Annotated in this window: 18 protein-coding genes; 8 read left to right on the top strand and 10 right to left on the bottom strand. The window is 68.8% G+C overall.

Annotated elements, in window-relative coordinates; genetic code table 11:
* The first annotated feature begins 364 nt into the window (after nt 1–364).
* Nucleotides 365–1,765 (top strand): sigma-54-dependent transcriptional regulator, encoded by a 1,401-nt coding sequence (locus J2852_RS19455; protein ID WP_209878571.1) that lies wholly within the window; start codon nt 365–367, stop codon nt 1,763–1,765.
* On the top strand, nt 1,753–3,846 hold the full coding sequence (locus J2852_RS19450; RefSeq protein WP_209878569.1) for a cache domain-containing protein: 2,094 nt from the start codon (nt 1,753–1,755) through the stop codon (nt 3,844–3,846). The genes J2852_RS19455 and J2852_RS19450 overlap by 13 nt, the downstream gene beginning before the upstream one ends.
* A 10-nt stretch (nt 3,847–3,856) precedes the next feature.
* On the opposite strand, the gene J2852_RS19445 is transcribed toward J2852_RS19450, so the two are convergent.
* Complete coding sequence (locus tag J2852_RS19445) at nt 3,857–4,774, bottom strand: formate dehydrogenase accessory protein FdhE (protein WP_209878566.1); 918 nt, start codon at nt 4,772–4,774, stop codon at nt 3,857–3,859.
* A gap of 436 nt (nt 4,775–5,210) precedes the next feature.
* On the opposite strand from J2852_RS19445, the gene fdnG reads away from it, so the two are divergent.
* Genes fdnG through fdhD (J2852_RS19425) form a run of 4 tightly spaced genes read left to right on the top strand, consistent with a single transcriptional unit; the run spans nt 5,211 to nt 10,693 of the window.
* The gene (fdnG, locus tag J2852_RS19440) at nt 5,211–8,273 is read left to right on the top strand and encodes a formate dehydrogenase-N subunit alpha (RefSeq protein ID WP_209878564.1); all 3,063 of its coding nucleotides are present in this window, start codon (nt 5,211–5,213) and stop codon (nt 8,271–8,273) included.
* 4 nt (nt 8,274–8,277) lie between these two features.
* Nucleotides 8,278–9,165 carry a formate dehydrogenase subunit beta gene (gene fdxH, locus J2852_RS19435; RefSeq protein ID WP_209878562.1) on the top strand — a complete coding sequence of 296 codons (888 nt, stop codon included), beginning with the start codon at nt 8,278–8,280 and terminating at the stop codon, nt 9,163–9,165.
* Complete coding sequence (locus J2852_RS19430; RefSeq protein WP_209878560.1) at nt 9,162–9,797, top strand: formate dehydrogenase subunit gamma; 636 nt, start codon at nt 9,162–9,164, stop codon at nt 9,795–9,797. Before fdxH ends, J2852_RS19430 begins: the two co-directional genes overlap by 4 nt.
* 59 nt (nt 9,798–9,856) lie before the next feature.
* Nucleotides 9,857–10,693, top strand: coding sequence for a formate dehydrogenase accessory sulfurtransferase FdhD (gene fdhD, locus J2852_RS19425; protein WP_246499846.1), 837 nt, complete (start codon nt 9,857–9,859; stop codon nt 10,691–10,693).
* 20 nt (nt 10,694–10,713) lie between these two features.
* Here the strand turns inward: fdhD (J2852_RS19425) and fdhD (J2852_RS19420) are convergent, their stop codons facing one another.
* The 9 genes from fdhD (J2852_RS19420) to J2852_RS19380 all read right to left on the bottom strand — a co-directional run bounded on the left by fdhD (J2852_RS19420) (nt 10,714) and on the right by J2852_RS19380 (nt 20,659).
* Nucleotides 10,714–11,499 (bottom strand): formate dehydrogenase accessory sulfurtransferase FdhD, encoded by a 786-nt coding sequence (fdhD, locus tag J2852_RS19420; protein WP_209878558.1) that lies wholly within the window; start codon nt 11,497–11,499, stop codon nt 10,714–10,716.
* A 13-nt stretch (nt 11,500–11,512) separates the two neighbouring features.
* Nucleotides 11,513–14,332, bottom strand: a complete 2,820-nt coding sequence (fdhF, locus tag J2852_RS19415) for a formate dehydrogenase subunit alpha (RefSeq protein WP_209878556.1) — start codon at nt 14,330–14,332, stop codon at nt 11,513–11,515.
* Nucleotides 14,333–14,361: 29 nt separating this feature from the next.
* Nucleotides 14,362–15,927, bottom strand: a complete 1,566-nt coding sequence (locus J2852_RS19410; protein ID WP_209878554.1) for a formate dehydrogenase beta subunit — start codon at nt 15,925–15,927, stop codon at nt 14,362–14,364.
* Nucleotides 15,924–16,400: a formate dehydrogenase subunit gamma gene (locus tag J2852_RS19405; RefSeq protein WP_209878553.1), complete on the bottom strand. Its 477-nt coding sequence runs from the start codon at nt 16,398–16,400 to the stop codon at nt 15,924–15,926. Before J2852_RS19405 ends, J2852_RS19410 begins: the two co-directional genes overlap by 4 nt.
* 133 nt (nt 16,401–16,533) lie before the next feature.
* Nucleotides 16,534–17,466: a LysR family transcriptional regulator gene (locus J2852_RS19400; RefSeq protein ID WP_209878551.1), complete on the bottom strand. Its 933-nt coding sequence runs from the start codon at nt 17,464–17,466 to the stop codon at nt 16,534–16,536.
* Between the two features lie 7 nt (nt 17,467–17,473).
* A complete protein-coding gene (locus J2852_RS19395; RefSeq protein WP_246499845.1) occupies nt 17,474–18,289 on the bottom strand; it encodes a molybdate ABC transporter substrate-binding protein in 816 nt (271 codons plus the stop codon).
* A 95-nt stretch (nt 18,290–18,384) separates the two neighbouring features.
* Entirely contained in the window at nt 18,385–19,032 is a 648-nt protein-coding gene (locus tag J2852_RS19390; protein WP_209878549.1) for a TetR/AcrR family transcriptional regulator, read from the bottom strand.
* Nucleotides 19,033–19,121: 89 nt separating this feature from the next.
* Nucleotides 19,122–19,973 (bottom strand): universal stress protein, encoded by an 852-nt coding sequence (locus J2852_RS19385; protein ID WP_246499843.1) that lies wholly within the window; start codon nt 19,971–19,973, stop codon nt 19,122–19,124.
* Nucleotides 19,970–20,659 (bottom strand): TetR/AcrR family transcriptional regulator, encoded by a 690-nt coding sequence (locus J2852_RS19380; protein WP_209878547.1) that lies wholly within the window; start codon nt 20,657–20,659, stop codon nt 19,970–19,972. Before J2852_RS19380 ends, J2852_RS19385 begins: the two co-directional genes overlap by 4 nt.
* Before the next feature lie 217 nt (nt 20,660–20,876).
* On the opposite strand from J2852_RS19380, the gene J2852_RS19375 reads away from it, so the two are divergent.
* Entirely contained in the window at nt 20,877–22,061 is a 1,185-nt protein-coding gene (locus J2852_RS19375; RefSeq protein WP_209878545.1) for an efflux RND transporter periplasmic adaptor subunit, read from the top strand.
* Between the two features lie 16 nt (nt 22,062–22,077).
* Nucleotides 22,078–25,227, top strand: a complete 3,150-nt coding sequence (locus J2852_RS19370; RefSeq protein ID WP_209878543.1) for an efflux RND transporter permease subunit — start codon at nt 22,078–22,080, stop codon at nt 25,225–25,227.
* Nucleotides 25,228–25,261 lie beyond the last annotated feature (34 nt).

Here is a 25,261-nt window from a genome sequence, read left to right as displayed (position 1 = left end):
CGTGAAACGCCTCAGCGCCGATGGTACTGCGTCTTAAGACGTGGGAGAGTAGGTCGCCGCCAGGTCGCCACGACGCGCACAACACAACACCAACAACCACACACAACGAACGCTCAACGCACCGTCACTTGCATGTCTTCCCAACAATCACCGAAACCGGCCGCTCCCAACAGGAGCGGACGGTTTCGCATTATTCGTGACTGTCTTTGTTGAAGCGTGCTTTTGGATTGGCGCGTTCACCCGCGACCGGCTGGCCGTGATTGCGGAAGCTCGCTGACGACGATGCGGTAATCGCTGGAAACATCACTGCGGTTCGATATGATTAAAAAGTCATATCCCTGTCCGCCGTGCTCCAAAGCCCAGAATGTCAGCCGATTCTCTGTCGCTCAGCGACGATGCAATTCCATCCGCCGGAGCCGCAGAGGACCCGGCCGTTGCGCCGTCCGTGCTGATCGTGGACGACGAGGAGGGCATCCGCAACTTCCTGTCGCGCAGCCTGGAACGGCGTGGCTGGCGCGTCGCCACCACGGGAAGCGCCGAGGAGGCCGCCCTTCATCTGGAGCGGCACTGCGTCGACCTGATCATCCTCGACATAGCCCTGCCGGGACAGTCTGGGCTCGACTGGCTGAAGGCGTTGCAGGCTGCGGGCTTCGGCGGCGACGTGATCCTGATCACCGCCTTCGCCGACATCGACACCGCCATCGAGGCGCTGCGCGCCGGGGCCGCCGACCTGATCCTGAAGCCCTTTCGCGTCGAGCAGATCGTCAGCGCCATCGGCCGCTGCATGGAGCGCACGCGCCTCCAGCGCGAGAACTTCCTCCTGCGCCGCCAGTTGGCCAAGCGGCGGGGCGCCACCGACGAGATCGTCGGCCGGTCGGCGGCCATCGCACGCCTGCGGGCGCTGATCGAGCGGGTCGCCCCGTCGCCGTCCACCGTGCTGATCGAAGGGGAATCCGGCGTCGGCAAGGAGCTGGTGGCGCGCGCCCTGCACACCCGCTCTCACCGCGCCGAGCGGCCCTTCGTGGCGCTGAACTGCGCCGCCGTGTCGGCCGATCTGGTGGAGGCGGAGCTGTTCGGCCATCTGCGCGGCGCCTTCACCGGGGCCAAGGAGGCGCGCAAGGGCCTGTTTTACTACGCCCACGGCGGCACGCTGTTCCTCGATGAGATCGGGGAACTGCCGCTGGCGCTGCAATCGAAGCTGCTGCGCGTCCTTGAGGAGCGCCGCATCCGCCCGGTCGGCGGGGAGCAGGAACTTCCCGTGGACGTCCGCGTGGTGGCCGCGACCAACCGGGACCTGAAGGCAGAGGTTTCCGCCGGCCGCTTCCGGGCGGATTTGTTCTACCGCCTTGCCGTCATGACCCTGCGGGTTCCGCCGTTGCGCGAGCGGGGCGACGATGTGGTGGAACTGGCGCAGCGCTTCATGGGGGTTCTGTCGCTGCGCCTTGGCGTGCCGCCGCTGAACATCGACCCGCCGCTTGAGGCGGCGCTGATCGCGCACCCCTGGCCGGGCAATGTGCGTGAACTGCGCAACCTCGTGGAGCGCGCGCTGCTGTTCGGGGAGTTTCCGCTGGAGGATCTGGGGCCGGCGGTGTCCGCCGCGCACGAGCGCGCGGGGGCGGCGGGCGGGCAGACGCTGGCCGAGGTCGAGAAGCGCCACATCCTGGCCGTGCTGGCCGACTGCGGCGGGAACCGCGCGCGGGCCGCCGCCCTGTTGGGCGTGTCGCGCAAGACGCTCGACCGGAAGTGGGCCGAATGGGGCGTCTAAGCCGCCTGCGCGCCGCGCTGGACGAGCGTCTGACGCCCTTCACCGGATCGGTCCGCCACAAGCTGCTGACCCTGGTTCTGGCGCCGTTGCTGCTGGGGGTGCCGGCGCTGCTGCTGATCGTCTGGTACTGGGGCACCCAGGGCTACAACCAGCTGCTGATCAACAAGGTCAGCGCCGACCTCGGCACCGCCCGGCAGGTGTTCGACCGGATGCAGACCACGGTTGGCGACGGGCTGACAGCGCTCGCCGCGTCGCACCGGCTGGCTCTGGCGCTGGAGCGGCCGGAGGACTCCGGGCTGACGGTGCTGCTGAGCGAGACGGCGCGGCGGCAGGGGTTCGACTTCCTGCTTCTGCTCGATCCGCAGGGGCGGGTGCGGGCGGGCGCCCGGTCGGCCGGCGCCGACCGTTCCGGCTGGGCGGTGGTGCGCTCGGCGCTGGATGGCAACGGCACCCATGGGCTGGACGTGCTCGCCCCGGAGCAGCTGGCCGCCATCGACCCGGCCCTGCCGCCCCGCGTCGTGATTCCGCTGGTGCCGACGCGCAACGCCGCCTCCACCGCGCGCGTCGTTGAGGATCGGGCGCTGACCATCCACGCCGCCGTGCCGATCGTCGGGCTGGGCGGGGAACTGCTCGGCGTGCTGGAGGGCGGCGTGCTGCTCAACGGCAGCCAGGCCATCGTGGACCGCATCAACACCGTCGTCTATCAGGAGGCGTCGCTGCCGCTGGGCAGCCAGGGCACCGCCACCCTGTTCCTGGACGACACCCGCATCGCCACCAACGTCCGCCTGTTCGAAGGGGAACGGGCGCTCGGCACGCGGGCGTCGGCGGCGGTGTACCGCCGGGTGATGGACGAGGGGCGGGTGTGGCTGGGCTCCGCCTTCGTCGTGGACGACATCTATGTTTCCGGCTACGAGCCGCTGCTCGACACCGAGGGGCGGCGCATCGGGATGCTCTACGTCGGCTTCCTGGAGGCGCCCTTGCAGGAGGCGCTTTACCGCGCGATGGCCGGTTTGTTCCTGGCCTTCCTGGTGGTCTCGGGGTTGGGGACGCTGGCCGATCTGCGCTTCGCCCAGTCCATCTTCCGGCCGCTGGAGCGGATGAACCGCGTGATCGCCACCATCGAGGCGGGCGACGAAACGGCGCGCGCCGGGCCGATCCTGAGCCGCGACGAGCTGGGGCGGCTGTCGCGGGCCTTCGACCAGCTTCTGGACTCCCTGGCGGCCCGCCGGCTGGAACTGCAACGCTCCGCCGAAGACCTCGATCGCAAGGTCGCCGAGCGCACGGCGGAGCTGGAATGCGCCAACGCCACGCTCCAGCAGGCCAGCCGCCAGCTGGTGATGAGCGAGAAGCTGGCCGCCATCGGCCAGCTGACAGCCGGGGTCGCCCACGAGATCAACAACCCCGTCGCGGTGATCCAGGGCAATCTGGACCTGCTGCGCGAGGTGCTGGGCGACGCCGCCGATCCGGTGCGGGATGAAATCCGCCTGATCGACGAGCAGACCCGACGCATCCAGACCATCATCGCCAAGCTGCTTCAGTTCGCCCGTCCGGGCGACTTCGCCGGGCAGGCGGAGCCCATCGACCTCAACGCGGTGGTCTTCGACTGCCTGCTGCTGACCCGGCACACCATGGGCCGCCGCCGCATCACGGTGGAGACCGACCTCGCGTCGAAGGTTCTGGTGGAGATCAGCCGGGGCGAGTTGCAGCAGGTGCTGATCAACCTGATGGTCAACGCCGTCCAGGCGATGCCGGACGGCGGGACGCTGACCATGGAGACGCGCGACACGCTGTTCCCGGAGGATGACGAGGAGGGCGTTGTCCTGTCGGTGCACGACACCGGCCACGGGATCGCGGCCGACCACCTCCGCCGCGTCTTCGATCCCTTCTTCACTACGAAGAAGTCGGAGGGGACGGGCCTGGGCCTGTCGATCAGCTTCGCCATCGTCCAGCGCCAGGGCGGGCACATCACCGTGGAAAGCCAGCCCGGCGTCCGCACCACCTTCACCGTGGCGCTGCGCCGGAAGGCCCGCTTCGCCGACCCGCCCGGCGAAGCGGCACCGCCCTCCGCCCTGTTCGGCTGACCGGAACCCCTTATCCCGGCTGGGCGAGGAAGGGATTGCCGCCGATCCGCTGGAATCCCTCCTCGCCGACCAGGATGTCGAGCGCGAAGGACGCGAGGTCGTCCGCCACCGGGTCCAGGTCGGGCGCCTTTTCCGCCAGGAACAGCTTCAGATAGCTGTTGCAGGAATCGCAGGTTTCGGCGCGCGCCGGATCGGCCGGGCCGCAGCCCGAACCATCCCCCGCCTCGATGAGCCGCAGGTCGATCCGGTTGCCCTCGCCGCAGACCACGCAGGCGCTGCGGACATGGTGCCACGCCGTGTGGCAGAGGCCGCAGTGCAGGTAGCGCAGCCCGCTGACCTCCGGCCCGGTGTGGATCACGCCGGCGACCGGTTCGCCCCCGCACACCGGGCAGCGGTTGGCCACCGCCGACGCGGCGACCTCATCGGCCGTCAGCCCACCGGCGTGGCGGGTCCAGGCGACCTGCAGGGCGGCGACGATGAAGGGCGCGCCGCCGATGTCCTCCGCCTGGGCTTCTCCGGCCATGAGCCGCGCGGCGGACGCGTTCAGCGCCTCGGCATCCTCCCACGGCAAGGCGTCCAGCGCGCTTTCCGCCGTCGCCGGGAGCGTGCCGCGCAGATGGTTCCGCAGATCCTTGAGGTCGAGAATCCAGCGCGCTTCCGGCACCGCCGGACCCTCCACGGGGACCGAGGCCAGCGCGTGCTGGACATCGCTCACCTGCGCCATGAAGGCCAGCCACGAGGACAGCCGATGGCCGGGGGCGAGACGCCGCAGACGCTCGGCGCGGCGCTGGAACAGAACGGCCGCGTTCGGCAGGCGCACGGGCACCGGTGACCGGCCGGGCTCCAGGCCGGCGGCGTCCATCGCTTCGGCCATCGCCGCGCTGATCGTTGCGGAGCTGTTGGCGGCGGGAGCGTGGTGGTGGTGCATGGGAAGCCGTCTCTCGTGAGGTTGCGCCCGCCGCTCTCTGCAAAATCCGTACAAGCCCACCGGCCACGTGATCGCATTCGGTGTCCGGGCTCTTTCTCGTCGGGGAACCACCGTGCCCCGCCCGCCATCCCCGCGCAGGCGGGGATCCAGAAGCTCCGCGCTTAAGGGCTTGTCCGAACTGGATTCCCGCCGTCGCGGGAATGACGGCGGAGAGGGGGTGCGGAACTTGGTTCAGCCCTCCGTGCACCGGCGTCAGCGCCCACACAACCGTCGCGGGATTGACGTGCCGGTTGGACATTCTGTCCATCCGCCTCGGACAGAATGTCCGCAATTCTTACGAGGTAACTCTGAAAAGCCCCTAGGAAACAAAGGTCTTCCCCCGCTGGCACGGAACATGCCTTGGGCGCGGTCAGGACACCGCTCACCGGGAGGAACCATGCAGGTCAGTCGGCGGCAATTCATGAAGGTAACGGCTGGGGGGATCGCTGCCTCCAGCGTTGCGGCGCTGGGCTTCCTGCCGGCGACCGCGCTGGCGGAGGTGCGCCAGTTCAAGCTGGCCCGCGCCAAGGAAATCCGCAACACCTGCCCCTACTGCTCGGTCGGCTGCGGTCTGCTGATGTACAGCCTGGGCGACGGCGCCAAGAACGCCAAGGCGGAGATCGTCCACATCGAGGGCGACCCCGACCATCCGGTCAGCCGGGGCTCGCTCTGCCCGAAGGGCGCCGGGCTGCTGGACTTCGTCCACAGCCCCAACCGTCTCAAGTACCCGGAGGTGCGCGAGGCCGGCAGCAGCGAATGGAAGCGCATCTCGTGGCATGAGGCGGTCGAGCGCATCGCCCGCCACATGAAGGGCGACCGCGACGCCAACATCGTCGTCAAGAACGACCAGGGCGTGACGGTGAACCGCTGGGTGTCCACGGCGATGCTGACCGCGTCCGCCTCGTCGAACGAAACGGGCATCCTGACGCAGAAGTTCATGCGTTCGCTCGGCATCGTCGGCACCGACGCGCAGGCCCGCGTCTGCCACGGCCCGACCGTGTCGGCGCTGGCCGCGACCTTCGGGCGCGGCGCCATGACCAACACCTGGGTGGACATCTCCAACGCCGACTTCATCCTGGTCATGGGCGGCAACCCGGCCGAGGCGCACCCGGTCGGCTTCAAATGGGCCATTGAGGCGAAGAAGAAGGGCGCCCGGATCGTCGTGGTCGATCCGCGCTTCAACCGCTCGGCCGCCGTCGCCGACGAATACGTCCCAATCCGCGCCGGGTCCGACATCGTGTTCCTGGGCGGCATCATCAACTGGCTGATCGCCAACGACAAGATCCAGTGGGAGTATGTGAAGGCGTTCACCAACGCCTCCTACATCGTCGACGAGGGCTTCGGGTTTGAGGACGGCCTGTTCTCCGGCTTCGATCCGGCCAAGGGGCAGTACGACAAGAAGAGCTGGAACTACGCGTTCGACGAGGCCGGCAACGCCAGGACCGACCCGACGCTCCAGCATCCGCGCTGCGTGTGGAACCTGATGAAGGCCCATTACGCGCGCTACACGCCCGACGTCGTCGCCGACCTGACCGGCAGCCCGAAGGACGGCTTCCTGACGGTCTGCCGTTACCTGGGCGAGACGTCGGCCCGCGACCGGGTCGGCACGATCCTCTACGCGCTGGGCTGGACGCAGCACACGGTCGGCGCCCAGAACATCCGCACCATGGCGATGATCCAGCTTCTGCTGGGCAACATCGGCATGCCCGGCGGCGGCGTGAACGCGTTGCGCGGCCATTCCAACATCCAGGGCCTGTCCGACCTGGGCCTGCTGTCGACCAGCCTGCCCGGCTACCTGACGCTGCCGAACGAAAAGGCGCACCCGACCTTCGCCGACTACGTCGCCAGGACGACGCCCAAGGCGCAGCAGCCCGGCCAGCTGAATTTCTGGAGCAACACGCCGAAATTCTTCGTCAGCCTGCTGAAGTGGTTCTGGGGCGACGCCGCCACCAGGGACAACGACTGGGGCTACGACTGGCTCCCGAAGTGGGACAAGATGTACGACGTGCTCCAGGTCATGGACCTGATGCACAACGGCAAGGTCAACGGCCTGATCGTCCAGGGCTTCAACCCGCTGACCTCCTTCCCCGACGCGCGGAAGACCGCCGCCTGCTTCTCCAAGCTGAAATACATGGTGGTGATCGACCCGATTGCGACGGAGACGGCGTCCTTCTGGCGCAACCACGGCGAAATCAACGACGTCGACACCGCCGGCATCAAGACCGAGGTGTTCCGCCTGCCCTCCACCTGCTTCGCGGAGGAGGACGGGGCCATCGTCAACTCGGCGCGCTGGCTGCAATGGCACTACAAGGGCGCCAACCCGCCGGGCGAGGCCAAGACCGACCAGGAGATCATCGCCGAGCTGTTCCTGGCCCTGCGCGCCCTTTACCAGACGGAAGGCGGCAAGGCGCCGGAGCCGGTCCTGAACCTGTCCTGGCCTTACAAGAACCCGCATGAGCCGACGCCGGAGGAACTGGCGAAGGAGCTGAACGGCCGCGCGCTGGCCGACATTCCCGACCCGAAGGACCCGACCAAGTTCCTGTCCCGCAAGGGCGAGCAGCTGCCGGGCTTCGCGCTGCTCCAGGACGACGGCTCCACCATGTCCGCCTGCTGGATCTTCGCCGGCTGCTGGACGCAGGCCGGCAACCAGATGGCGCGTCGCGACAACTCCGACTCCGGCCTCGGCAACACGCCGGGCTGGGCCTGGGCGTGGCCGGCCAACCGCCGCATCATCTACAACCGCGCCTCCTGCGACCCGGCGGGCAAGCCCTGGGATCCGAAGCGCGCGCTGATCGCCTGGAACGGCGAGCGGTGGGCGGGCGCCGACGTGCCCGACTTCAAGATCGACGCGGCACCGAGCAGCGGCATGAACCCCTTCATCATGAACCCGGAGGGCGTCGGCCGCCTGTTCGCCACCGACAAGCTGGTGGACGGCCCATTCCCGGAGCATTACGAGCCGATGGAAAGCCCGCTGGGCACCAACCCGCTGCACCCGAAGGTGATCACCAGCCCGGCGGTGCGCATCTTCCCTGCCGACAAGGCGCGCCTGGGCACGCACGACCAGTTCCCCTACGTCGGCACGACCTACCGTTTGACCGAGCATTTCCAGTTCTGGACCAAGAGCGTGGCGCTGAACGCCATCGCCCAGCCTGAGCAGTTCGTGGAGATCGGCGAGACGCTGGCCGTCGAGAAGGGCATCCGCACCGGCGACACGGTCAAGGTCAGCTCCAAGCGCGGCTTCATCAAGGCCAAGGCGGTCGTCACCAAGCGCGTCAAGGCGCTGAAAGTGAACGGTAAGACCGTGCACCAGATCGGCATTCCCCTGCACTGGGGGTGGGAGACGGTGGCGCGCAAGGGCTACCTGTCCAACACCCTGCCGCCGGCCGTCGGCGACTGCAACACCCAGACGCCGGAATACAAGGCGTTCCTCGTGAACGTCGAAAAGATCGTGGGAGCGTGACGCCATGACCGTGCCATCCCTGGACATCCAGCGCCGCTCGGCCAGCCCGACCGCGTCGCCGGAGGCCCGCAACCCCGCCGAGATCGCCCAGCTGATCGACGTGTCGGTCTGCATCGGCTGCAAGGCTTGTCAGGTCGCCTGCTCCGAATGGAACGAGCTGCGCGCCGACGTCGGCACCTGCGTCGGCGTCTACGACAACCCGACCGACCTGTCGTCGCAGGCCTGGACCGTCATGCGCTTCGCCGAGGTGGAGGAGAACGGCAAGCTGGAGTGGCTGATCCGCAAGGATGGCTGCATGCATTGCGCCGATCCCGGCTGCCTCAAGGCCTGCCCGTCGCCGGGGGCCATCGTTCAGCACAAGAACGGCATCGTCGACTACAACCAGGAGAACTGCATCGGCTGCGGCTACTGCGTCTCCGGCTGCCCGTTCAACGTGCCGCGCCTCAGCCCCACGGACGGCAAGGCGTACAAGTGCAACATGTGCTCCGACCGCGTGGCGGTGGGGCTGGAGCCGGCCTGCGTCAAGACCTGCCCGACCGGCGCCATCCAGTTCGGCTCCAAGGAGGACATGAAGGAGGTGGCGGCCACCCGCATCGCCGACCTTCAGAGCCGCGGCTACACGAACGCCGGCCTCTACGACCCGCCGGGCGTCGGCGGCACGCACACGATGTACGTGCTGCACCACGCCGACAAGCCCGAGCAGTATTCCGGCCTGCCGAACGACCCGTCGATCAGCATGGCGGTCGGCCTGTGGAAGGGCGCCCTGAAGCCTTTCGCGACGGTCGGCCTCGCCGCCGCCGGCCTGTTCGGCTTCTTCCATTACATCACCGTCGGTCCCAACCGGGCCGATGACGAGTCCCACGAGGACGCCCGCGAGGAGGACCGGTCATGAAGGAAAAACTGCCCCAGGAAAAGTTGATTCGGCGTTACAGCGCGGCCGAACGGATCAACCACTGGGTCGTCGCGGTCTGCTTCGTGCTGCTGGCGATTTCCGGGCTGGCCTTCTTCTACCCGGCCTTCTTCTGGCTGACCGGCGTGTTCGGTACGCCGGAGCTGGCGCGCATCGTCCATCCCTTCGTCGGCGTGGTCATGTTCGTCGCCTTCGCCCGCCAGTTCTTCCGCTACTGGCACCACAACCTGCTGAACCGCGAGGACGTCAAGTGGATGGTCGCGGTGAAGGAGGTCATGAAGGGCAACGAGGTCGGCGACATCGGCCGCTACAACGGCGGCCAGAAGGCTATGTTCTGGGTGATGGTGCTGTGCATGGCGGCCCTGCTGGGCTCGGGCATCATCGCATGGCGGCCCTACTTCGCCGCGTCCTTCCCGATCCCGGTGATCCGCATTGCCCTGCTGGTCCACGCGACGAGCGCGGTGGTGCTGATCGCCTCGATCATCGTCCACGTCTACGCGGCGCTGTGGGTCCAGGGCACGATCCGCGCCATGGTCGAGGGTGTCGTCACCCACGCCTGGGCGAAGAAGCACCACCCGCGCTGGTACCGCGAGACGACCGGCAAAAAGGCCTGAACCTATTAACCGCCGCGCCGGCCCCGTCCGACCGGGCCGGCGCGGCGAAGGAGACCGACATGCCGCTCGACATGCTGACCAGCCCCTCGGACGGGACCGCCTTCCCGACCGTCCACCGCACCGCCGTCCTGCGCCTGGAGCAGGGGCGGGCGGAAGCCTGCGACGACCATGTGATCGAGGAGGTCCCGGTCGCGCTGGTCTACAACCGCATCTCCCACGCCGTGATGCTGGCCTCGCCCGAGAACCTGGAGGATCTGGGGCTGGGCTTCAGCCTGTCGGAAGGCATCCTGGCCGGTCCGGGCGAGCTGTTCGACATCGCCGTCAGGGAAGGCTGCGACGGGCTGGAGGTCCACATGGACATCCCGCTGGAACGCTTCATGGCCCTGAAAGACCGCCGCCGCAGCATGACCGCCCGCACCGGCTGCGGCATGTGCGGGGTGGAGAAGCTGGAAGCGGTGGCGCGGGTCAAGGGCACGGTGACGCGCGGCGCCCCCGTGCCGGCCGCCGCCGTGTCCCGCGCGCTCGCCGACTTCGCCGAGCATCAGCGTTTGCACCAATTGACAGGCGCCGTTCACGGCGTCGCCTGGGTCGATCGGATGGGCACGATCCAGGCGATCCGCGAGGACGTGGGCCGGCACAACGCGCTCGACAAGCTGGTCGGCTGGCTCGCCCGCACGGGCACCGACGCTACCAACGGATTCGTCCTGACCTCCAGTCGCGCCAGCTTCGAAATGGTGCAAAAGGCGGCGGCGGTCGGCATCGGATGCCTCGTGGCCATCTCGGCCCCGACCGCGCTCGCGGTGCGGTTGGCCGAGGGGTGCGGCCTGACCCTGGCCGGCTTCGCGCGCGGCCAGCGCCTTGTCGTCTACAGCCACCCCGGCCATCTGGTCGCGTAACCGCCGGCGAGCGCCGCGGTTCAGCGGAACAGCATCACGCCGTCACCGCGCGCGCGGGCGGCCAGCGTCATGCCGGCGTCGCGGGCGAGGGTCAGCGCGAGGCCGGTCGGGGCGGAGATGGTCGCCAGCAGGGGGATGCCGACCGCCGCCGCCTTCTGCACCAGCTCGAAGCTGCACCGGCTGCTCAGCACGGCGAAGCCGGCCGACACGTCATGCCCCGCCGAGGCGAGCGCGCCGGCCAGCTTGTCCAGCGCGTTGTGCCGGCCGACGTCCTCGCGGGCCATCAGGATGCGGCCCGTGGGATCGCACCACGCCGCCGCGTGCAGCGAGCGGTTGGCGCGGTTCATCGGCTGGTGATCGGCCAGCCGCGCGAAGGCGGCGGCCACCGCCCCGGCGTCCGGCGTGAAGGAGGCGCGGACCGGCCGCATCTCCCGCACCACGTTGGCGAGGCTGTCCACCCCGCACAGCCCGCAGCCGCTGCGCCCCTCCAGCGTCCGGCTGCGCAGGGAGCCCCGGAGCAGGCGCAGCGGGTCGGCGCCGATGGACAGCACGATGCCGTCCGCCGCATGCCGGACGCGGATGCTGTCGATGTCATCCGCCGCGCCCAGGATGCCCTCGCACAGGCTGAAGCCCAGGGCGAAGTCCTCCAGGTCCGCCGGGGTGGCCATCATCACGGCGTGGGCGCGGCCGTTGTACTCGAAGGCCACCGGCACCTCCTCCGCCACCAGCCATGTGACGTCGGATTGATTGGCGACGGCCGGGAAGCTGGTGCCCTCGGCGGGGCGCGAGTGGGCGAGGGGGAGCATGACGAGACCTCCCTCATTCCGCCGCCGCGGCGTCGATGACCGCCGCGTGCCGGCGCTGCCAGTCGGCGGGCTGGTTGCTGCGCGTCACCTGAACGGCGGTCACCTTGTATTCCGGGCATTGCGTGGCCCAGTCGGCGTTCTCCGTGGTCACCACGTTGGCGCCGGTCACCGGATGGTGGAAGGTGGTGTAGACCACCCCCTGCGGCACGCGGTCGGAGATTTGCGCCCGCAGCGTAGTGGCGCCGACGCGGCTCGCCAGCGAGATGAGGTCGCCGTCGCGGATGCCGCGCTGTTCGGCGTCGTGGGCGTGGATTTCCAGCCGATCCTCCGGGTGCCACGCGACGTTGGCGGTGCGCCGCGTCTGGGCGCCGACGTTGTAATGACTGAGGATACGCCCCGTGGTCAGGATCAGCGGGTAGAAGCGGGACGCCTGCTCCGGCGTCGGCACATATTCGGTCACCACGAACTGGCCCTTGCCGCGCATGAAGCCGTCCGCGTGCATGATCGGCGTGCCCTCCGGAGCGGCCTCGTTGCACGGCCATTGCACGCTGCCCACCCGGTCGAGCTTGGCGAAGCTGACGCCCTGGAAGGTAGGGGTCAGCGCCGCGATCTCGTCCATGATCTCCGACGCGCTGTCGTAATGCATGGGATAACCCATGGCGCTCGCCAGCTCGCAGGGGATCTGCCATTCGTGCTTGCCGGTCTTCGGCGGCATGGCGGGGCGAACGCGGTTGATGCGCCGCTCGGCGTTGGTGAAGGTGCCGTCCTTCTCCAGGAAGGAGGTGCCGGGCAGGAAGACGTGGGCGAAGGCCGCCGTCTCGTTCAGGAACAGGTCCTGCACGATTACGCATTCCATCGCCTGCAAGGCGGCGTGGACGTGCTGGGTGTTGGGGTCGGACTGGGCGATGTCCTCGCCCTGGACGTACAGGCCCTTGAAAGCGCCGTGCACCGCCTCGTCGAACATGTTGGGGATGCGCAGGCCGGGCACGGGATCGAGGGTGGCGTTCCACACCGCCTCGAACTGGTGGCGCACCGTGTCGTCGGCCACGTCGCGGTAGCCGGTCAGTTCGTGCGGGAAGGAGCCCATGTCGCAGGAGCCCTGGACGTTGTTCTGCCCGCGCAGGGGATTCACCCCGACGCCCGGCCGCCCGATGTTGCCGGTCGCCATGGCGAGGTTGGCCATCGCCATCACGCTGGTCGAGCCCTGGCTGTGCTCCGTCACGCCCAGGCCGTAGTAGATCGCCGCGTTCCCGCCGGTGGCGTAGAGGCGGGCGACGGCGCGCAGATCCTCGGCCGGAACGCCGGATGGCTCGGCGATGGCTTCCGGGCTGTTGCGCGGTTCGGCGACGAACGCGGCCCATTGGGCGAATTCGGCCGGGTCGCACCGTTCGGCGACGAAGGCGTCGTTGACCAGCCCTTCGGTGACGATGACGTGCGCCAGCGCGTTCAGCACGGCCACATTGGTGCCGGGGCGGAGCTGGAGGTGGTGTGCTGCCTCCACATGCGGGCTGCGCACGAGGTCGATGCGGCGCGGATCGACGACGATCAGCTTGGCGCCCTGGCGGATGCGCTTCTTCATGCGCGAACCGAACACCGGGTGCCCGTCGGTCGGGTTGGCGCCGATCACCAGGATGATGTCGGCCTGATCGACGCTTCGGAAGTCCTGCGTGCCGGCCGAGGTGCCGAACGCCTGCTTCAGGCCGTAGCCGGTGGGGGAGTGGCAGACGCGGGCGCAGGTGTCCACGTTGTTGTTGCCGAAGGCGGCGCGGATCATCTTCTGAACGACGTAAACTTCCTCATTCGTCGTGCGCGAGGAGGTGATGCCGCCGATGGAGCCGCGCCCGTGCTTCTCCTGCACCGCCTTCAGCCGTTGGGCGGCGTAGGCGATGGCCTCGTCCCACGACACCACGCGCCACGGGTCGGACGTGATTTTGCGGATCATCGGCTGGGTGCGGCGGTCCTGGTGCGTGGCGTAGCCCCAGGCGAAGCGGCCCTTGACGCAGGAATGCCCTTCGTTGGCGCCGCCGTCCTTCCACGGCGTCATGCGCACCACGGTCGTCCCCTGCATCTCCGCCTTGAAGGAGCAGCCCACCCCGCAATAGGCGCAGGTGGTGACGACGCTGTGTTCCGACTGGCCATTCTGGATGATGGACTTCTCGGTCAGCGTTGCGGTGGGGCAGGCCTGCACGCAGGCGCCGCAGGACACGCATTCGGAGTCCATGAAGCTTTCCAGGGCGCCCGGCGACACCTTGCTGTCGAAGCCGCGCCCGTCGATGGTCAGCGCGAAGGTCCCCTGCACCTCGCCGCAGGCGCGCACGCAGCGGGAGCAGACGATGCATTTCGACGGGTCGAAGGTGAAGTAGGGGTTGCTCTCGTCCTTCGCCGCCGCCCGGTGGTTCTCGCCCTCGTAGCCGTAGCGCACCTGCCGCAGGCCGACCGCACCGGCCATGTCCTGCAATTCGCAATCGCCGTTGGTCGGGCAGGTCAGGCAATCCAGCGGGTGGTCGGAGATGTAAAGCTCCATGACGCCGCGCCGCAGCCGGGCCAGCCGGTCAGTCTGCGTCCAGACCGCCATGCCCGGCGTCACCGGCGTGGTGCAGGAGGCCGGCGTGCCGCGCCGTCCCTCGATCTCCACCATGCACAGGCGGCAGGAACCGTAAGCTTCCAGATGGTCGGTGGCGCACAGCTTCGGCACGGAGATCCCGGCCTCCGCCGCCGCGCGCATCACGGAGGTGCCCTCCGGCACGGTGATGCGGCGCCCGTCGATGGTGAGCGTCACCAGGGTCGCGGACTGGCGCGCCGGGGTGCCGTAGTCGATGTCGTTCTGCGACATGGTTGTCGTCCTTTCCGGTCGCTCAGCCGTCACTCGGCCGCGATGGCGGCGGGGCCGCGCAGGAAGTCCTCGGGGAAATGCTTCAGCGCGCTGCGCACCGGGATCGGCGTCATGCCGCCCATGGCGCAGAGCGAACCGTCCGTCATCACCTCGCACAGGTCCTGAAGCAGGGTGAGGTTCTCCTCCACCCGTTGCCCGGCGAGGATGCGGTCCATCACCTCCACCCCGCGCACGGCGCCGATGCGGCAGGGGGTGCATTTGCCGCAGGATTCGGCGGCGCAGAACTCCATGGCGAAGCGGGCCTGCCGGGCCATGTCCACGCTGTCGTCGAAGACGACGATGCCGCCGTGTCCGACCATCGCCTCGGCCGCCGCGAAGGCCTCGTAATCCTTGGGCAGGTCGAACAGGGCGGGCGGCAGGTAGGCGCCGAGCGGTCCGCCCGCCTGCACCGCCCGGATCGGCCGCCCGGTCAGCGTGCCGCCGCCGAAGTCGTACAGCAGCTCGTGCAGCGTCACGCCGAAGGCCTTCTCCACGATGCCGCCGTGCCGGATGTTGCCGGCGAGCTGGAAGGCCAGCGTGCCGCGCGACCGGCCGACGCCGAAGTCGCGGTAATAGGCCGCCCCCTTGTCGAGGATCACCGGCACGGAGGTCAGCGACAGCACGTTGTTGACGATGGTCGGCTTGCCGAACAGCCCCTCCAGCGCCGGCAGCGGCGGCTTGGCGCGGACGGTGCCGCGCTTGCCCTCCAGGCTTTCCAGCATGGAGGTCTCCTCGCCGCAGATGTAGGCGCCGGCCCCGACGCGGACCTCCAGATGGAAGCTGTGGTCGGTGCCGTGGATCTCGTCGCCCAGCCAACGCTCGTCGTAGGCCAGCCGGATCGCCTCGCGCATGGTGGCGACGGCGTGCGGGTATTCGGAACGGATGTAGATGTAGCCCTGCCGGGCGCCGACCGCGAAGGCGGCGATGGTCATGCCCTCGATCAGGCAGAAGGGGTCGCCCTCCATGATCATGCGGTCGGCGAAGGTGCCGCTGTCGCCCTCGTCGGCGTTGCAGCAGATGAACTTTTCGTCCGCCTTGGCGTCCAGCACCGTCTTCCACTTGATGCCCGTGGGGAAGCCGGCGCCGCCGCGCCCGCGCAGGCCGGAGTCCGTGACCTCATTGACTATCTCCGCCGGCGTCATGGCGAGCGCCCGTTCCAGCCCCCGGAAGCCGCCGTGCAGGCGGTAGTCCTCGACCGACAGCGGGTCGATGATGCCGCAGCGCGCGAAGGTCAGCCGCTCCTGCTTCGCGAAGTAGGGGATTGCTTCGGTCGGACCGTGGCACAGCGGGTGGTTACCACCGTCCACGAAGCCGGCGTCGAACAGGCCGGGCACGTCGTCGGCGGACACCGGCCCGTAGGCGACGCGGCCCTCCGGCGTTTCCACCTCGACCAGCGGTTCCAGCCAGAGCATGCCGCGCGAGCCGTTGCGGACGATGCGCAGGAGCAGGCCGCGCTTGGTGGCCTCCGCGCGGATGGCCGCCGCCACGGCGTCGGCGCCGACCGACAGGGCCGCCGCGTCGCGTGGCACGAAGACGGTGTGAAGCGACTGGCTCATCGCACGGCCCCGGTCGCCAGGATGGCGTCGAAGCGCCGGGCGTCCACGCGGCCGTGCAGGGTCTCGTCCACCATCACCGCCGGGGCAAGCGCGCAGTTGCCCAGGCAGAAGACCGGCTCCAGCGTGAAGGCGTCGTCGGCCGTGGTCTCGTGGAAATCCACCTTCAGCCGGCGGCGGATGTGGTCGATCAGTCCGTCGGCGTTCATCGACTGGCAGGCTTCCGCCCGGCAGACCTTGATGGTGTGGCGGCCCGGCCGGCTGCGGCGGAATTCGTGGTAGAAGGACACCACCCCATGCACGTCGGCGCGGGACAGGTTAAGTTCGTGGGCGAGGAGGGGAATGGCCTCCTCGTCGATGCAGCCGAATTCCTCTTGCAGGGCGTGCAGGATCGGCAACAGGTTGCCGCGCAGATGCCGGTGGGCATCGACGATCGATGCGGCGCGTTCCGCGCTCCACGGAGATCGAGCGTTCACGGTCCCTCCCCACGGCCGCTGACGCGGCCATTGTTTGGATTGCGCCCGCTTTGTTCGTCGGGCGTGCAATCAGAGTGACCGACGACGGGAGGGGCCGGCAAATTTCATTTTCTGATGGCGTGATAGCCTTTCCCTATCGCGTCCAGGGCGCGAGCGCCTCCTCCGTCGCGGCGCGGATGCGGGCGGCCAGCGCGTCCTCCGCCGCGACGGCGGCCAGCGCCGAGGCGAGCGGGGCCGGCGGGTCGCGGTCGGCGAAGACCAGCCCCACGGCGTAGGTCAGGTCCGGCTCGACCAGCGGCAGCGCCACCAGATCGGGCTGCGGCGCCATCATGGTCAGAAGCTGCCCCGGCACGACGCTGGCGCAGGGGCCGTTGCGCGCCAGCGTGTAGAGCGTCGCCACCGAGTTGGTCTCCATCACCGGCGTCACGCTGCGCCCGGCCATGCGGAAGGCGGCGTCGGCGATTCGGCGGTTCTGCATGTCGGGGGTGAGCAGGCAGAGCGGGACATCCGCCGCCATGGCCCAGGGGAGGGCGGTCGCCCCCTCCGGGACCTGCGCGCGGCGCGCCAGCAGGAAGTAACGCTCCGAATAGAGCGGCACGGTGCGCACGTTGCTCAGCGGCTCGTTGTCCAGATAGGTTACCGCCGCGTCCAGTTCGAAGGCGTCGAGGTCGCGCTGGATCTCCCGCGAACTGAGCGAGGTGATGCAGGAACGGATCTGCGGGTAGCGCCCCGCGAAGCGGGCCAGCAGATGCGGCACCGCCGGCAGCGCCGTCGGGATCGCCCCGATGCGCAGATGGCCGGACAGCCCCTGCGCCAGCGCCGCCAGCTCCTGGTGCAGGCCGTCGCGCTCGGCGATGATGCGCCGGGCGTATTCCAGAACCTTCAGCCCTTCCGGCGTGAAGCCGGCGAACTTCTGGCCGCGCTCCACGATGGGAACGCGCAGATCCTCCTCAAGCTGGCGGATGGCGTTGGACAGGGTGGGCTGGGAGACGTGGCAGGCTTCCGCCGCTCGCCCGAAATGCCCCTCGCGGGCCAGCGCCAGCAGATAGACGAAGCGGCGGAACATCGGCGCCTCAGCCTCCGGGGGACTGGAAGCCGTGGCGCTGGAGAATGGCTTGCCCCTCCGGCGCCAGCACGAAGGCGATGAAGGCTTGGCCGCGCGCCGCGTCCCCCCGCACGACCGTCGCGATGCCGTATTCGGCGCCGACCAACAAGGCGTCGGGCACGGCGACGATCTTCAGGGCGGGCAGTTCCCGCACCGCCAGCCGCGCGTTGGTGCAGTAGGTCAGGAACAGGTCGGCGCTGTCGCGCTCCATCAGCCACGCGTAGGTGTTGCGCCCCTCCGGCGGCTGCGTGCTCTGCGGCCCGCCGGCCAGCTTCAGCGCCTTGGCGTCGAGCGCCGCCGCGCTGCCCGGCCGCAGGGTTTCGGCCTTGCCGAACAGTTCCCAGGTGTAGTCGCCGGCCGGGTCGCTCTTCGGCGTCGAGGTGCCGAGGCGCACCGCCGGATCCAGCATGCGGTCGAGCAGCGTGTCGGGGCTGACCGCCAGCCCCGGCTTGGCCAGCGCGCAGAGCGTGTTGCGCGCGAAGGCCCGCACCGGCCCGGTGACGCCGGCCTTTTGCAGCGCCTGCGGGTGTTCCATGTTGGCCGAGGCGAACACGTCCGCCGTCTCGCCCTTCTCCAGCCGTTCCTTCAGCAGGCCCGAGGCGCCGAAGGTGCCGGTCATCGGCGTGCCCTGCGCCGCCTCGAAGGCCGTGCCGATCTCGGTCATGACCGCCTTCAGGCTGCCCGCCGCGTAGACCTTCACCGGATCCGCGCCTGCGGGCGCGGCCATGCCCGCCGTCAACACCGCCACCGTTGCCAGCATCGAGCGGCGAAACCAACCCACCATAAGGTATCCTCCCCTTCGTTATGATCGTTTTATCATAACCGAGAAGGCGCCCCTGTCACGATGGTTGTCGCGATGGTTGTCACGGTGCGACCGGTCTACGAACGCGAAGCCGCGGTTCCGTTGAGAAACAATTTGACCGCCTGCCGCACGTAGCGGTCCAACTCCTCGTCGGTGATGCGGCGCTCCGGAAGGATCAGCCGATTGATGAGAAGGTCGCCGGTCACCATGCCGATGAAGGCCCTGGCCGCCGCGTCCGGGTCCTCGATGCGCAAGGCGCCGGCCTCGCCAAGCCGCTTCAGATACTCGGCGACGCGCGCCACGGCGGTTTCCGGGCCTATCCGGATGAAGGATTCGGCGATGTCCGAGATCCGCCCGCCTTCCGCCACGAGCACGCGAACGATGGACATCGCCCGTTCGTCGTGAAGCGAGTGAACGAAAAGAAGCGCGAACTTGGTCAGGGCCTCCTCCGGCGATGCCAGTTCATCCGCCTGGGCGGCGGAAATGCCGTCGAGGGTCCGGGTGCAGTTCTCCTCCAACATGGCCCGGAACAGGCCTTCCTTGTCGCCGAAATGCTCGTAAAGCGTGGCGCGCGACCCGCCGGACCGGTTGATGATGTCGGTCAGCGTCGTCTTCTCGAAACCTTTTTCGATGAACAGATGCTCGGCGGCTTCCAGAATCGCCTGGCGCCGGGCCCATCCGCGCGGGCCAACGGTGGACAACTCCTTTTCGGCATCTTTCTTCATCGCGATTTCCTTGTGCGACCGCACGCACGGGCCATTGCAGAACACCGTGAGTAGAAGATTCCGGCCGCGCTCTCCACAGCTTTCCCACCTTAACGCGACAAGAGGATTGGAAATTCCGCTCCGGCGAGCACAGCGCGCGTCGCGCCGCCGAAGACGAACTCGCGGATCTTGGACCGCCCGTAGGCGCCCATGACGAGCATGTCGGCGTCCAGGTCGCGGGCGCGGTCCAGCAGGACGCGCCCCGCATCGTGGCCGTTCCGCTGTTCGAGAACCACCGGCACGCCATGCCGGGCGAGGTGCCGGGAGATGTCCGCACCGGGTTCCGCGCCCAGAAGGCCCCGAGCGCCCGCCTCCGGAACCACGACAAGGTGAACGCTGTACGCGCCGACGAGGAAGGGCATGGCGCTGGCGATGGCGGTGGTTGCCTCGCGGCTGCCGTTCCAGCCCACCACGATCCGGCGGCCGATCCGGTCGGACGGCCAGTCCGTGGGCAGGAGCAGGGTAGGGCGCCCGGAGGCGAAGATGACGTCCTCCGACAGGCTCAGCGTCCGCATCGACCTCGCCGGACGGGCCGGGGGACCGACGATGGCGAGGCTGGCGTGCCGGGCATGGAGCATCAAGGACTCTCCGGCCTCGCCATCGGAAAAGCGCCATTCGCAGCTGATCGAATGGCGGCGGGCCAGATCCTCGAACGCCTCCCGCGTCCGGTCGGCGGCGTCCCTGACCGCCGCGTGATGACGGCGCAGCATGGAGGTCAGGCCGCTGCCGTGGGCAAAGGCGTTGCACGGATTGAGATCGATCCGGTTGGCGACGAACGTCGCGATCAGGTGGGCGTCCCATGCCGAGGCGAGCGCCGCCGCGAAGGACAGGCGCCCCATCCGTCCTTCTTCCTCTTCGACGAAAACGACGATGTCCCTGGGAGTCATGATGGGGGCAGTCATGATGGCCTTTGCGGTGGAGGGTGGCTTGCGGTTCGGGCGGTGCGGGTTCCCTGGAGGAACAGGGAGACGGACTGTCGGACGATGGCTTCGACCTCCGCGTCCGTGATCGGCTCGTCGGGAAGGATCAGCCGTTTCGGAAGCAGATGGCCGATCACCATACCGCAAAAGAGTTGAGCGGCGGTGTCCGGATCGTCGATGCGCAGGCAGCCCACTTCGGCCAGGTCGCGCAGGTAATCGGCGAGCCGTCCGGCCGTCCGTTCCGGCCCGATGCGGAAGAAAGTTTCCGCGATGTCGGGGATGCGGCCTCCTTCGGACACCAGAATGCGCAGGATAGCCGCCGTTTCCGGCGCGGTGAAGGTCCGGGCGATGTGCAGACCGAACCGGTTCAACCCCTCTGCCGGATTCATCGCGCTGGTCGTCTGAACGTCGGCCAGCTCGTCCACGATGCGGGAGCAGTGCTCCTCCAGCATGGCGCGGAACAGGCCTTCCTTCCCGCCGAAATGCCCGTAGAGCGTGTTCCGCGAGCCGCCCGCCTTGTCGATGATGTCGCTGAGCGAGGTCAGCGCGAACCCCTTTTCGACAAACAGAGCCGACGCCGCGTCGAGCAGGGCGCGGCACCGCGCCTGACCGCGTGAACCGCCGCGCGAACTGCCGCTGGGACCGCCGCATGAACCGATGCCCGGCATGTCGAACCGTTTCCTCCTCGAAGCCTGTGCGTGGGCGTGGCGGAAACCCCCTTGCGCGACCGCCCGCCAGAATGTATCGTCTGGTACACTGTACTGTAAGAGACAGTACTGCGCAACGGGGTATTCCGGGCCATGCTGGAAGAGCACTGCGCCCGCCGGCCGGACCCAGCGCGGCCGACACGCACCGCCGCGTCTCAGCGCCTTGACGAGGAATCGGATGTCCAGAGTGAACGCGTTACTTTCCCTAGCCGTGGCGGCTTCGCTGACCGTGGCGCTCGGCGCATGCCAGGATCAGAAGAAGGCCGGCGGCCCGGCTCCGGCGGCGGGACCGGTCGAGGTGGCGGTGACGACCATCGAGCCGCAGCGCCTCGCCGTCACGACCGAGCTGCCGGGGCGCACCGCCGCCTTCCGAGTGGCCGAAATCCGCCCGCAGGTCAGCGGCATCGTGCTGAAGCGCTTCTTCCAGGAGGGCAGCGACGTTAAGGCCGGCGATCAGCTCTATCAGATCGACCCGGCGACCTACGAGGCCGCGCTGGCCGTGGCCCAGGCCGACATCCAGAAGGCTGAGGCCAACCTCCAGGCCGCCCGCAACAAGGCCGCCCGCTACAACGACCTCGTCCGGAACAGCGTCGTCAGCAAGCAGGATTACGACGACGCCATGGCGTCGCTGAAGCAGAACGAGGCGCAGCTCGCCGCCGCCAAGGCCGCCCACAATCTGGCGCGCATCAACCTGGACTACACCAAGGTCTTCGCGCCGATTTCCGGCCGCATCGGCAAATCCGCCGTCACCGAGGGCGCGCTGGTCACCGCCAATCAGGCGACCGCGCTGGCGACCATCCAGCAGCTCGACCCCATCTACGTGGACGTGACGCAGACCGCCTCGCAGCTGATGCAGCTGCGCCACGCGATGGAGAGCGGCCGCATCCGTCCGGCGGAACCGGGCAAGATCCCGGTGTCGTTGTTCCTGCACGCGGCGGAGGCTCCCTACGCTCAGCGCGGCGAACTCCAGTTCTCCGACGTGACGGTCGATCCGGGCACCAGCTCGGTCCAGCTCCGCGCCGTCTTCCCGAACCCGAACCGTGACCTGCTGCCCGGCCTGTTCGTGCGCGCCCGTGTCGAGCAGGGCGTGGCCGAGGGGGCCATCGCCGTTCCGCAGGCGGCCGTCACGCGCGGCCCGAACGGCGGCGCGCAGGTGTTCGTCGTCGGCGAGGACAACAAGGCGACGCTGCGCCCGATCAAGACCGAGCGCGCCGTCGGCAACGCGTGGCTGGTGTCGGACGGGCTGCGCCCCGGCGAGCGCATCGTGGTCGAGGGGCTGCAGAAGGTCCGGCCCGGCGCCGAGGTGAAGCCCATCCCGGCGCCCAGCACCGTGGCCGCCTTGCCGGCGCCCGGCGCGCACTGAGGCAGGATCCCATTTCATGGCTAAATTCTTCATCGACCGGCCGGTCTTCGCCTGGGTCATCGCCATCGTCATCATGCTGGCCGGCGGCCTGACGATCTTCGGCATGCCCGTCGAGCAGTACCCGAAGATCGCGCCGCCGACGGTGTCCGTCAGCGCCACCTATCCCGGCGCCTCGGCGAAGACACTGGAGGACACGGTCACCCAGGTCATCGAGCAGAAGATGACCGGGCTCGACCATTTCCGCTACATGTCCTCGGCCAGCGATTCGTCGGGCAACGTCACGATCACCCTGACCTTCGAGCCGGAGGCCAACCCCGACATCGCCCAGGTCCAGGTGCAGAACAAGCTGCAGCTGGCGATACCGCTTCTGCCGCAGGAGGTTCAGCAGCTCGGCCTGCGCGTGTCCAAGGCGTCGAACGACTTCCTGATGGTGGCCGGCTTCGTCTCGACCGACGGGCGGCTCAGCCAGGGCGACATCGCCGACTATGTGGCGTCCCACCTGCAGGACACGTTGAGCCGGGTGGGCGGCGTCGGCGACGTCACCGTGTTCGGGCCGCAGCACGCCATGCGCATCTGGCTCGATCCGGACGCGCTGAACAGCCACCGCCTGACCACCACCGACGTCACCAGCGCGATCCGGGCTGAAAACGCCCAGGTGTCCGCCGGTCAGCTCGGCGGCGCGCCCGCGATGCCCGGCCAGCGGATCAACGCCACCATCATGGCGCAGACGCGCATGCAGACGCCGGAGGAGTTCGGCGCCATCCTGCTGCGCGTCAACGCGGACGGCTCGCAGGTGCGCCTGCGCGACGTGGCGCGGATCGAGATCGGCTCCGAAACCTACGAGATCACCGCGCGCTACAACGGCAAGCCGGCTGCCGGCCTGGGCATCAAACTCGCCACCGGCGCCAACGCGCTGGACACCGCCGCCGCCGTCAAGGCCCGCATCGCCGAGCTGTCGGCCTTCTTCCCAGCCGGGCTGGAGGTGATCTACCCCTACGACTCGACGCCGTTCGTCGAGCTGTCGATCAAGGCGGTCATCAAGACGCTGCTGGAGGCCATCGTCCTCGTCTTCGTCGTGATGTACGTCTTCCTGCAGAACTTCCGTGCCACGCTGATTCCGACCATCGCCGTGCCGGTGGTGCTGCTCGGCACCTTCGGCGTGCTGGCGCTGTTCGGCTTCTCGATCAACGTGCTGACCATGTTCGCCATGGTGCTGGCCATCGGCCTGCTGGTGGACGACGCCATCGTGGTGGTGGAGAACGTCGAGCGCGTGATGAGCGAGGAGGGGCTCCCGCCGCGCGAAGCCACCCGCAGGTCCATGGAGCAGATCACCGGCGCGCTGATCGGCATCGCGCTGGTGCTGTCCGCCGTGTTCGTGCCGATGGCCTTCTTCGGCGGTTCGGCCGGCGCCATCTACCGCCAGTTCGCGCTGACCATCGTGTCGGCCATGGCCCTGTCGGTGGTGGTCGCCCTGGTGCTGACGCCGGCGCTCTGCGCCACCATCCTGAAGCCGATCGCGCCGGGTCACGGCCATGGCCGGGGCGGTGTGTTCGGTCTGTTCAACCGGGGTTTCGACGCCAGCAGCCGTGTCTATCTGCGCGGCGTGCGCGGGGCGGTCAACCGGCTCGGCCGGTACGGCGTCGCCTACGCCCTGATCGTCGCCGGCCTCGGGTACCTGTTCTTGCAGATGCCGTCCTCCTTCCTGCCGGACGAGGATCGCGGCCAGCTGTTCGTGCTGTGGTCGGCCCCGCCGAACGCCAGCATCGAGCGCACGCTGGAAACCAACAAGCTGGTCGAGGCCCATTTCCTGGAGGCCGAAAAGGACAGCGTGGAAGGCATCTTCACCCTGGCCGGCTTCAACTTCGCCGGTCGCGGGCAGAACGCCGGCATGGCCTTCGTGCGGCTGAAGGACTGGTCGGAGCGCCACGAGCCGGAGCGCAAGCCTGCCGCCATCGCGGGCCGCGCCATGGCCGCCCTGGCGCGGGTCAAGGACGCGGTCGTCTTCACCTTCATGCCGCCCTCGGTCCCCGGCCTCGGCAACGCCACGGGCTTCGACCTTCAGCTGGTCGATCGCGGCGGCCTCGGCCACGACCGGCTGATGCAGGCGCGCAACCAGCTGCTGGGCATGGCGGCGCAGAATCCGAAGCTGATGGCCGTCCGGCCCAACGGCCTGGACGACACGCCGCAGTACAAGCTGACCGTGGACCGCGAGAAGGCGAGCGCGCTCGGCCTGTCGCTCAGCGACATCAACACCACGCTGTCGGCGGCCTGGGGCTCGTCCTACGTCAACGACTTCATCGACAACGGGCGTGTGAAGAAGGTCTATCTGCAGGCCGACGCCCCCTACCGCATGCAGCCGAGCGACGTGGACCGCTGGTTTGTCCGCAACAACGCCGGACAGATGGTGCCCTTCTCCGCCTTCACCACGGCCCAGTGGACCTACGGCTCGCCTAAGCTGGAGCGGTACAACGGCTCCTCCTCCGTCAACATCCAGGGCGCCGCAGCGCCGGGCGTCAGCTCCGGCGAGGCGATGCAGGAAATGGAGGCGCTGGCCGCCAAGCTGCCGCCGGGCATCGGCTACGAATGGACCGGCCTGTCCTTCGAGGAGCGGCTCAGCGGGTCGCAGGCGCCGCTGCTCTACGCCCTGTCGATGATCATCGTCTTCCTGTGCCTGGCCGCTCTGTACGAGAGCTGGTCGGTGCCGATGGCGGTCATCCTGGTCGTGCCGCTGGGTGTTCTCGGCGCCGTGCTGGCGGCGACGCTGCGGGGGCTGCCGAGCGACGTCTACTTCCAGGTGGGCCTTCTGACGACCATCGGCCTGTCGGCGAAGAACGCGATCCTGATCGTGGAGTTCGCCAAGGCGCTGTACGACGAGGGCATGGACCTGAAGGACGCCGCCATCGAGGCGTGCCGCCAGCGTCTGCGCCCTATCATCATGACGTCGCTGGCCTTCATCCTCGGCGTGCTGCCGCTGGCGATCAGCACCGGTGCCGGCTCGGAAAGCCAGAACGCCATCGGCGTCGGCGTGATGGGCGGCATGATCTCCGCGACCGTGCTGGCGGTGATCTTCGTGCCGGTGTTCTTCGTGGTGGTCTACCGCCTGTTCGGCAGCAAGCGCGTGGCGCAGCCCTCGCACGGTGCCGAGCCGGTGCCGGCCGGCGACTGATCTGTTCCTTCTCCCTTGGCCCTTCTCCCTTGGC

Origin of the sequence: Azospirillum soli, from assembly GCF_017876165.1 — a bacterium.
Taxonomy (GTDB): Bacteria; Pseudomonadota; Alphaproteobacteria; order Azospirillales; family Azospirillaceae; genus Azospirillum; species Azospirillum soli.
Note: the sequence above shows the minus strand (reverse complement) of the source record. Positions and strands in the feature narration are given on the sequence as shown.

Excerpts from the sequence above, each read along its gene's own strand:
- J2852_RS19400 (WP_209878551.1), bottom strand. The coding sequence starts at position 17,466 with ATGTTCCGCCGCTTCGTCTATCTGCTGGCGCTGGCCCGCGAGGGGCAT.
- J2852_RS19430 (WP_209878560.1), top strand. The coding sequence starts at position 9,162 with ATGAAGGAAAAACTGCCCCAGGAAAAGTTGATTCGGCGTTACAGCGCG.
- J2852_RS19375 (WP_209878545.1), top strand. The coding sequence starts at position 20,877 with ATGTCCAGAGTGAACGCGTTACTTTCCCTAGCCGTGGCGGCTTCGCTG.
- J2852_RS19410 (WP_209878554.1), bottom strand. The coding sequence starts at position 15,927 with ATGAGCCAGTCGCTTCACACCGTCTTCGTGCCACGCGACGCGGCGGCC.
- J2852_RS19395 (WP_246499845.1), bottom strand. The coding sequence starts at position 18,289 with ATGGTGGGTTGGTTTCGCCGCTCGATGCTGGCAACGGTGGCGGTGTTG.
- fdnG (WP_209878564.1), top strand. The coding sequence starts at position 5,211 with ATGCAGGTCAGTCGGCGGCAATTCATGAAGGTAACGGCTGGGGGGATC.
- J2852_RS19370 (WP_209878543.1), top strand. The coding sequence starts at position 22,078 with ATGGCTAAATTCTTCATCGACCGGCCGGTCTTCGCCTGGGTCATCGCC.
- J2852_RS19445 (WP_209878566.1), bottom strand. The coding sequence starts at position 4,774 with ATGCACCACCACCACGCTCCCGCCGCCAACAGCTCCGCAACGATCAGC.
- J2852_RS19380 (WP_209878547.1), bottom strand. The coding sequence starts at position 20,659 with ATGCCGGGCATCGGTTCATGCGGCGGTCCCAGCGGCAGTTCGCGCGGC.
- fdhF (WP_209878556.1), bottom strand. The coding sequence starts at position 14,332 with ATGTCGCAGAACGACATCGACTACGGCACCCCGGCGCGCCAGTCCGCG.
- J2852_RS19385 (WP_246499843.1), bottom strand. The coding sequence starts at position 19,973 with ATGACTGCCCCCATCATGACTCCCAGGGACATCGTCGTTTTCGTCGAA.
- J2852_RS19390 (WP_209878549.1), bottom strand. The coding sequence starts at position 19,032 with ATGAAGAAAGATGCCGAAAAGGAGTTGTCCACCGTTGGCCCGCGCGGA.
- J2852_RS19450 (WP_209878569.1), top strand. The coding sequence starts at position 1,753 with ATGGGGCGTCTAAGCCGCCTGCGCGCCGCGCTGGACGAGCGTCTGACG.
- J2852_RS19455 (WP_209878571.1), top strand. The coding sequence starts at position 365 with ATGTCAGCCGATTCTCTGTCGCTCAGCGACGATGCAATTCCATCCGCC.
- fdxH (WP_209878562.1), top strand. The coding sequence starts at position 8,278 with ATGACCGTGCCATCCCTGGACATCCAGCGCCGCTCGGCCAGCCCGACC.
- fdhD (WP_209878558.1), bottom strand. The coding sequence starts at position 11,499 with ATGCTCCCCCTCGCCCACTCGCGCCCCGCCGAGGGCACCAGCTTCCCG.
- fdhD (WP_246499846.1), top strand. The coding sequence starts at position 9,857 with ATGCCGCTCGACATGCTGACCAGCCCCTCGGACGGGACCGCCTTCCCG.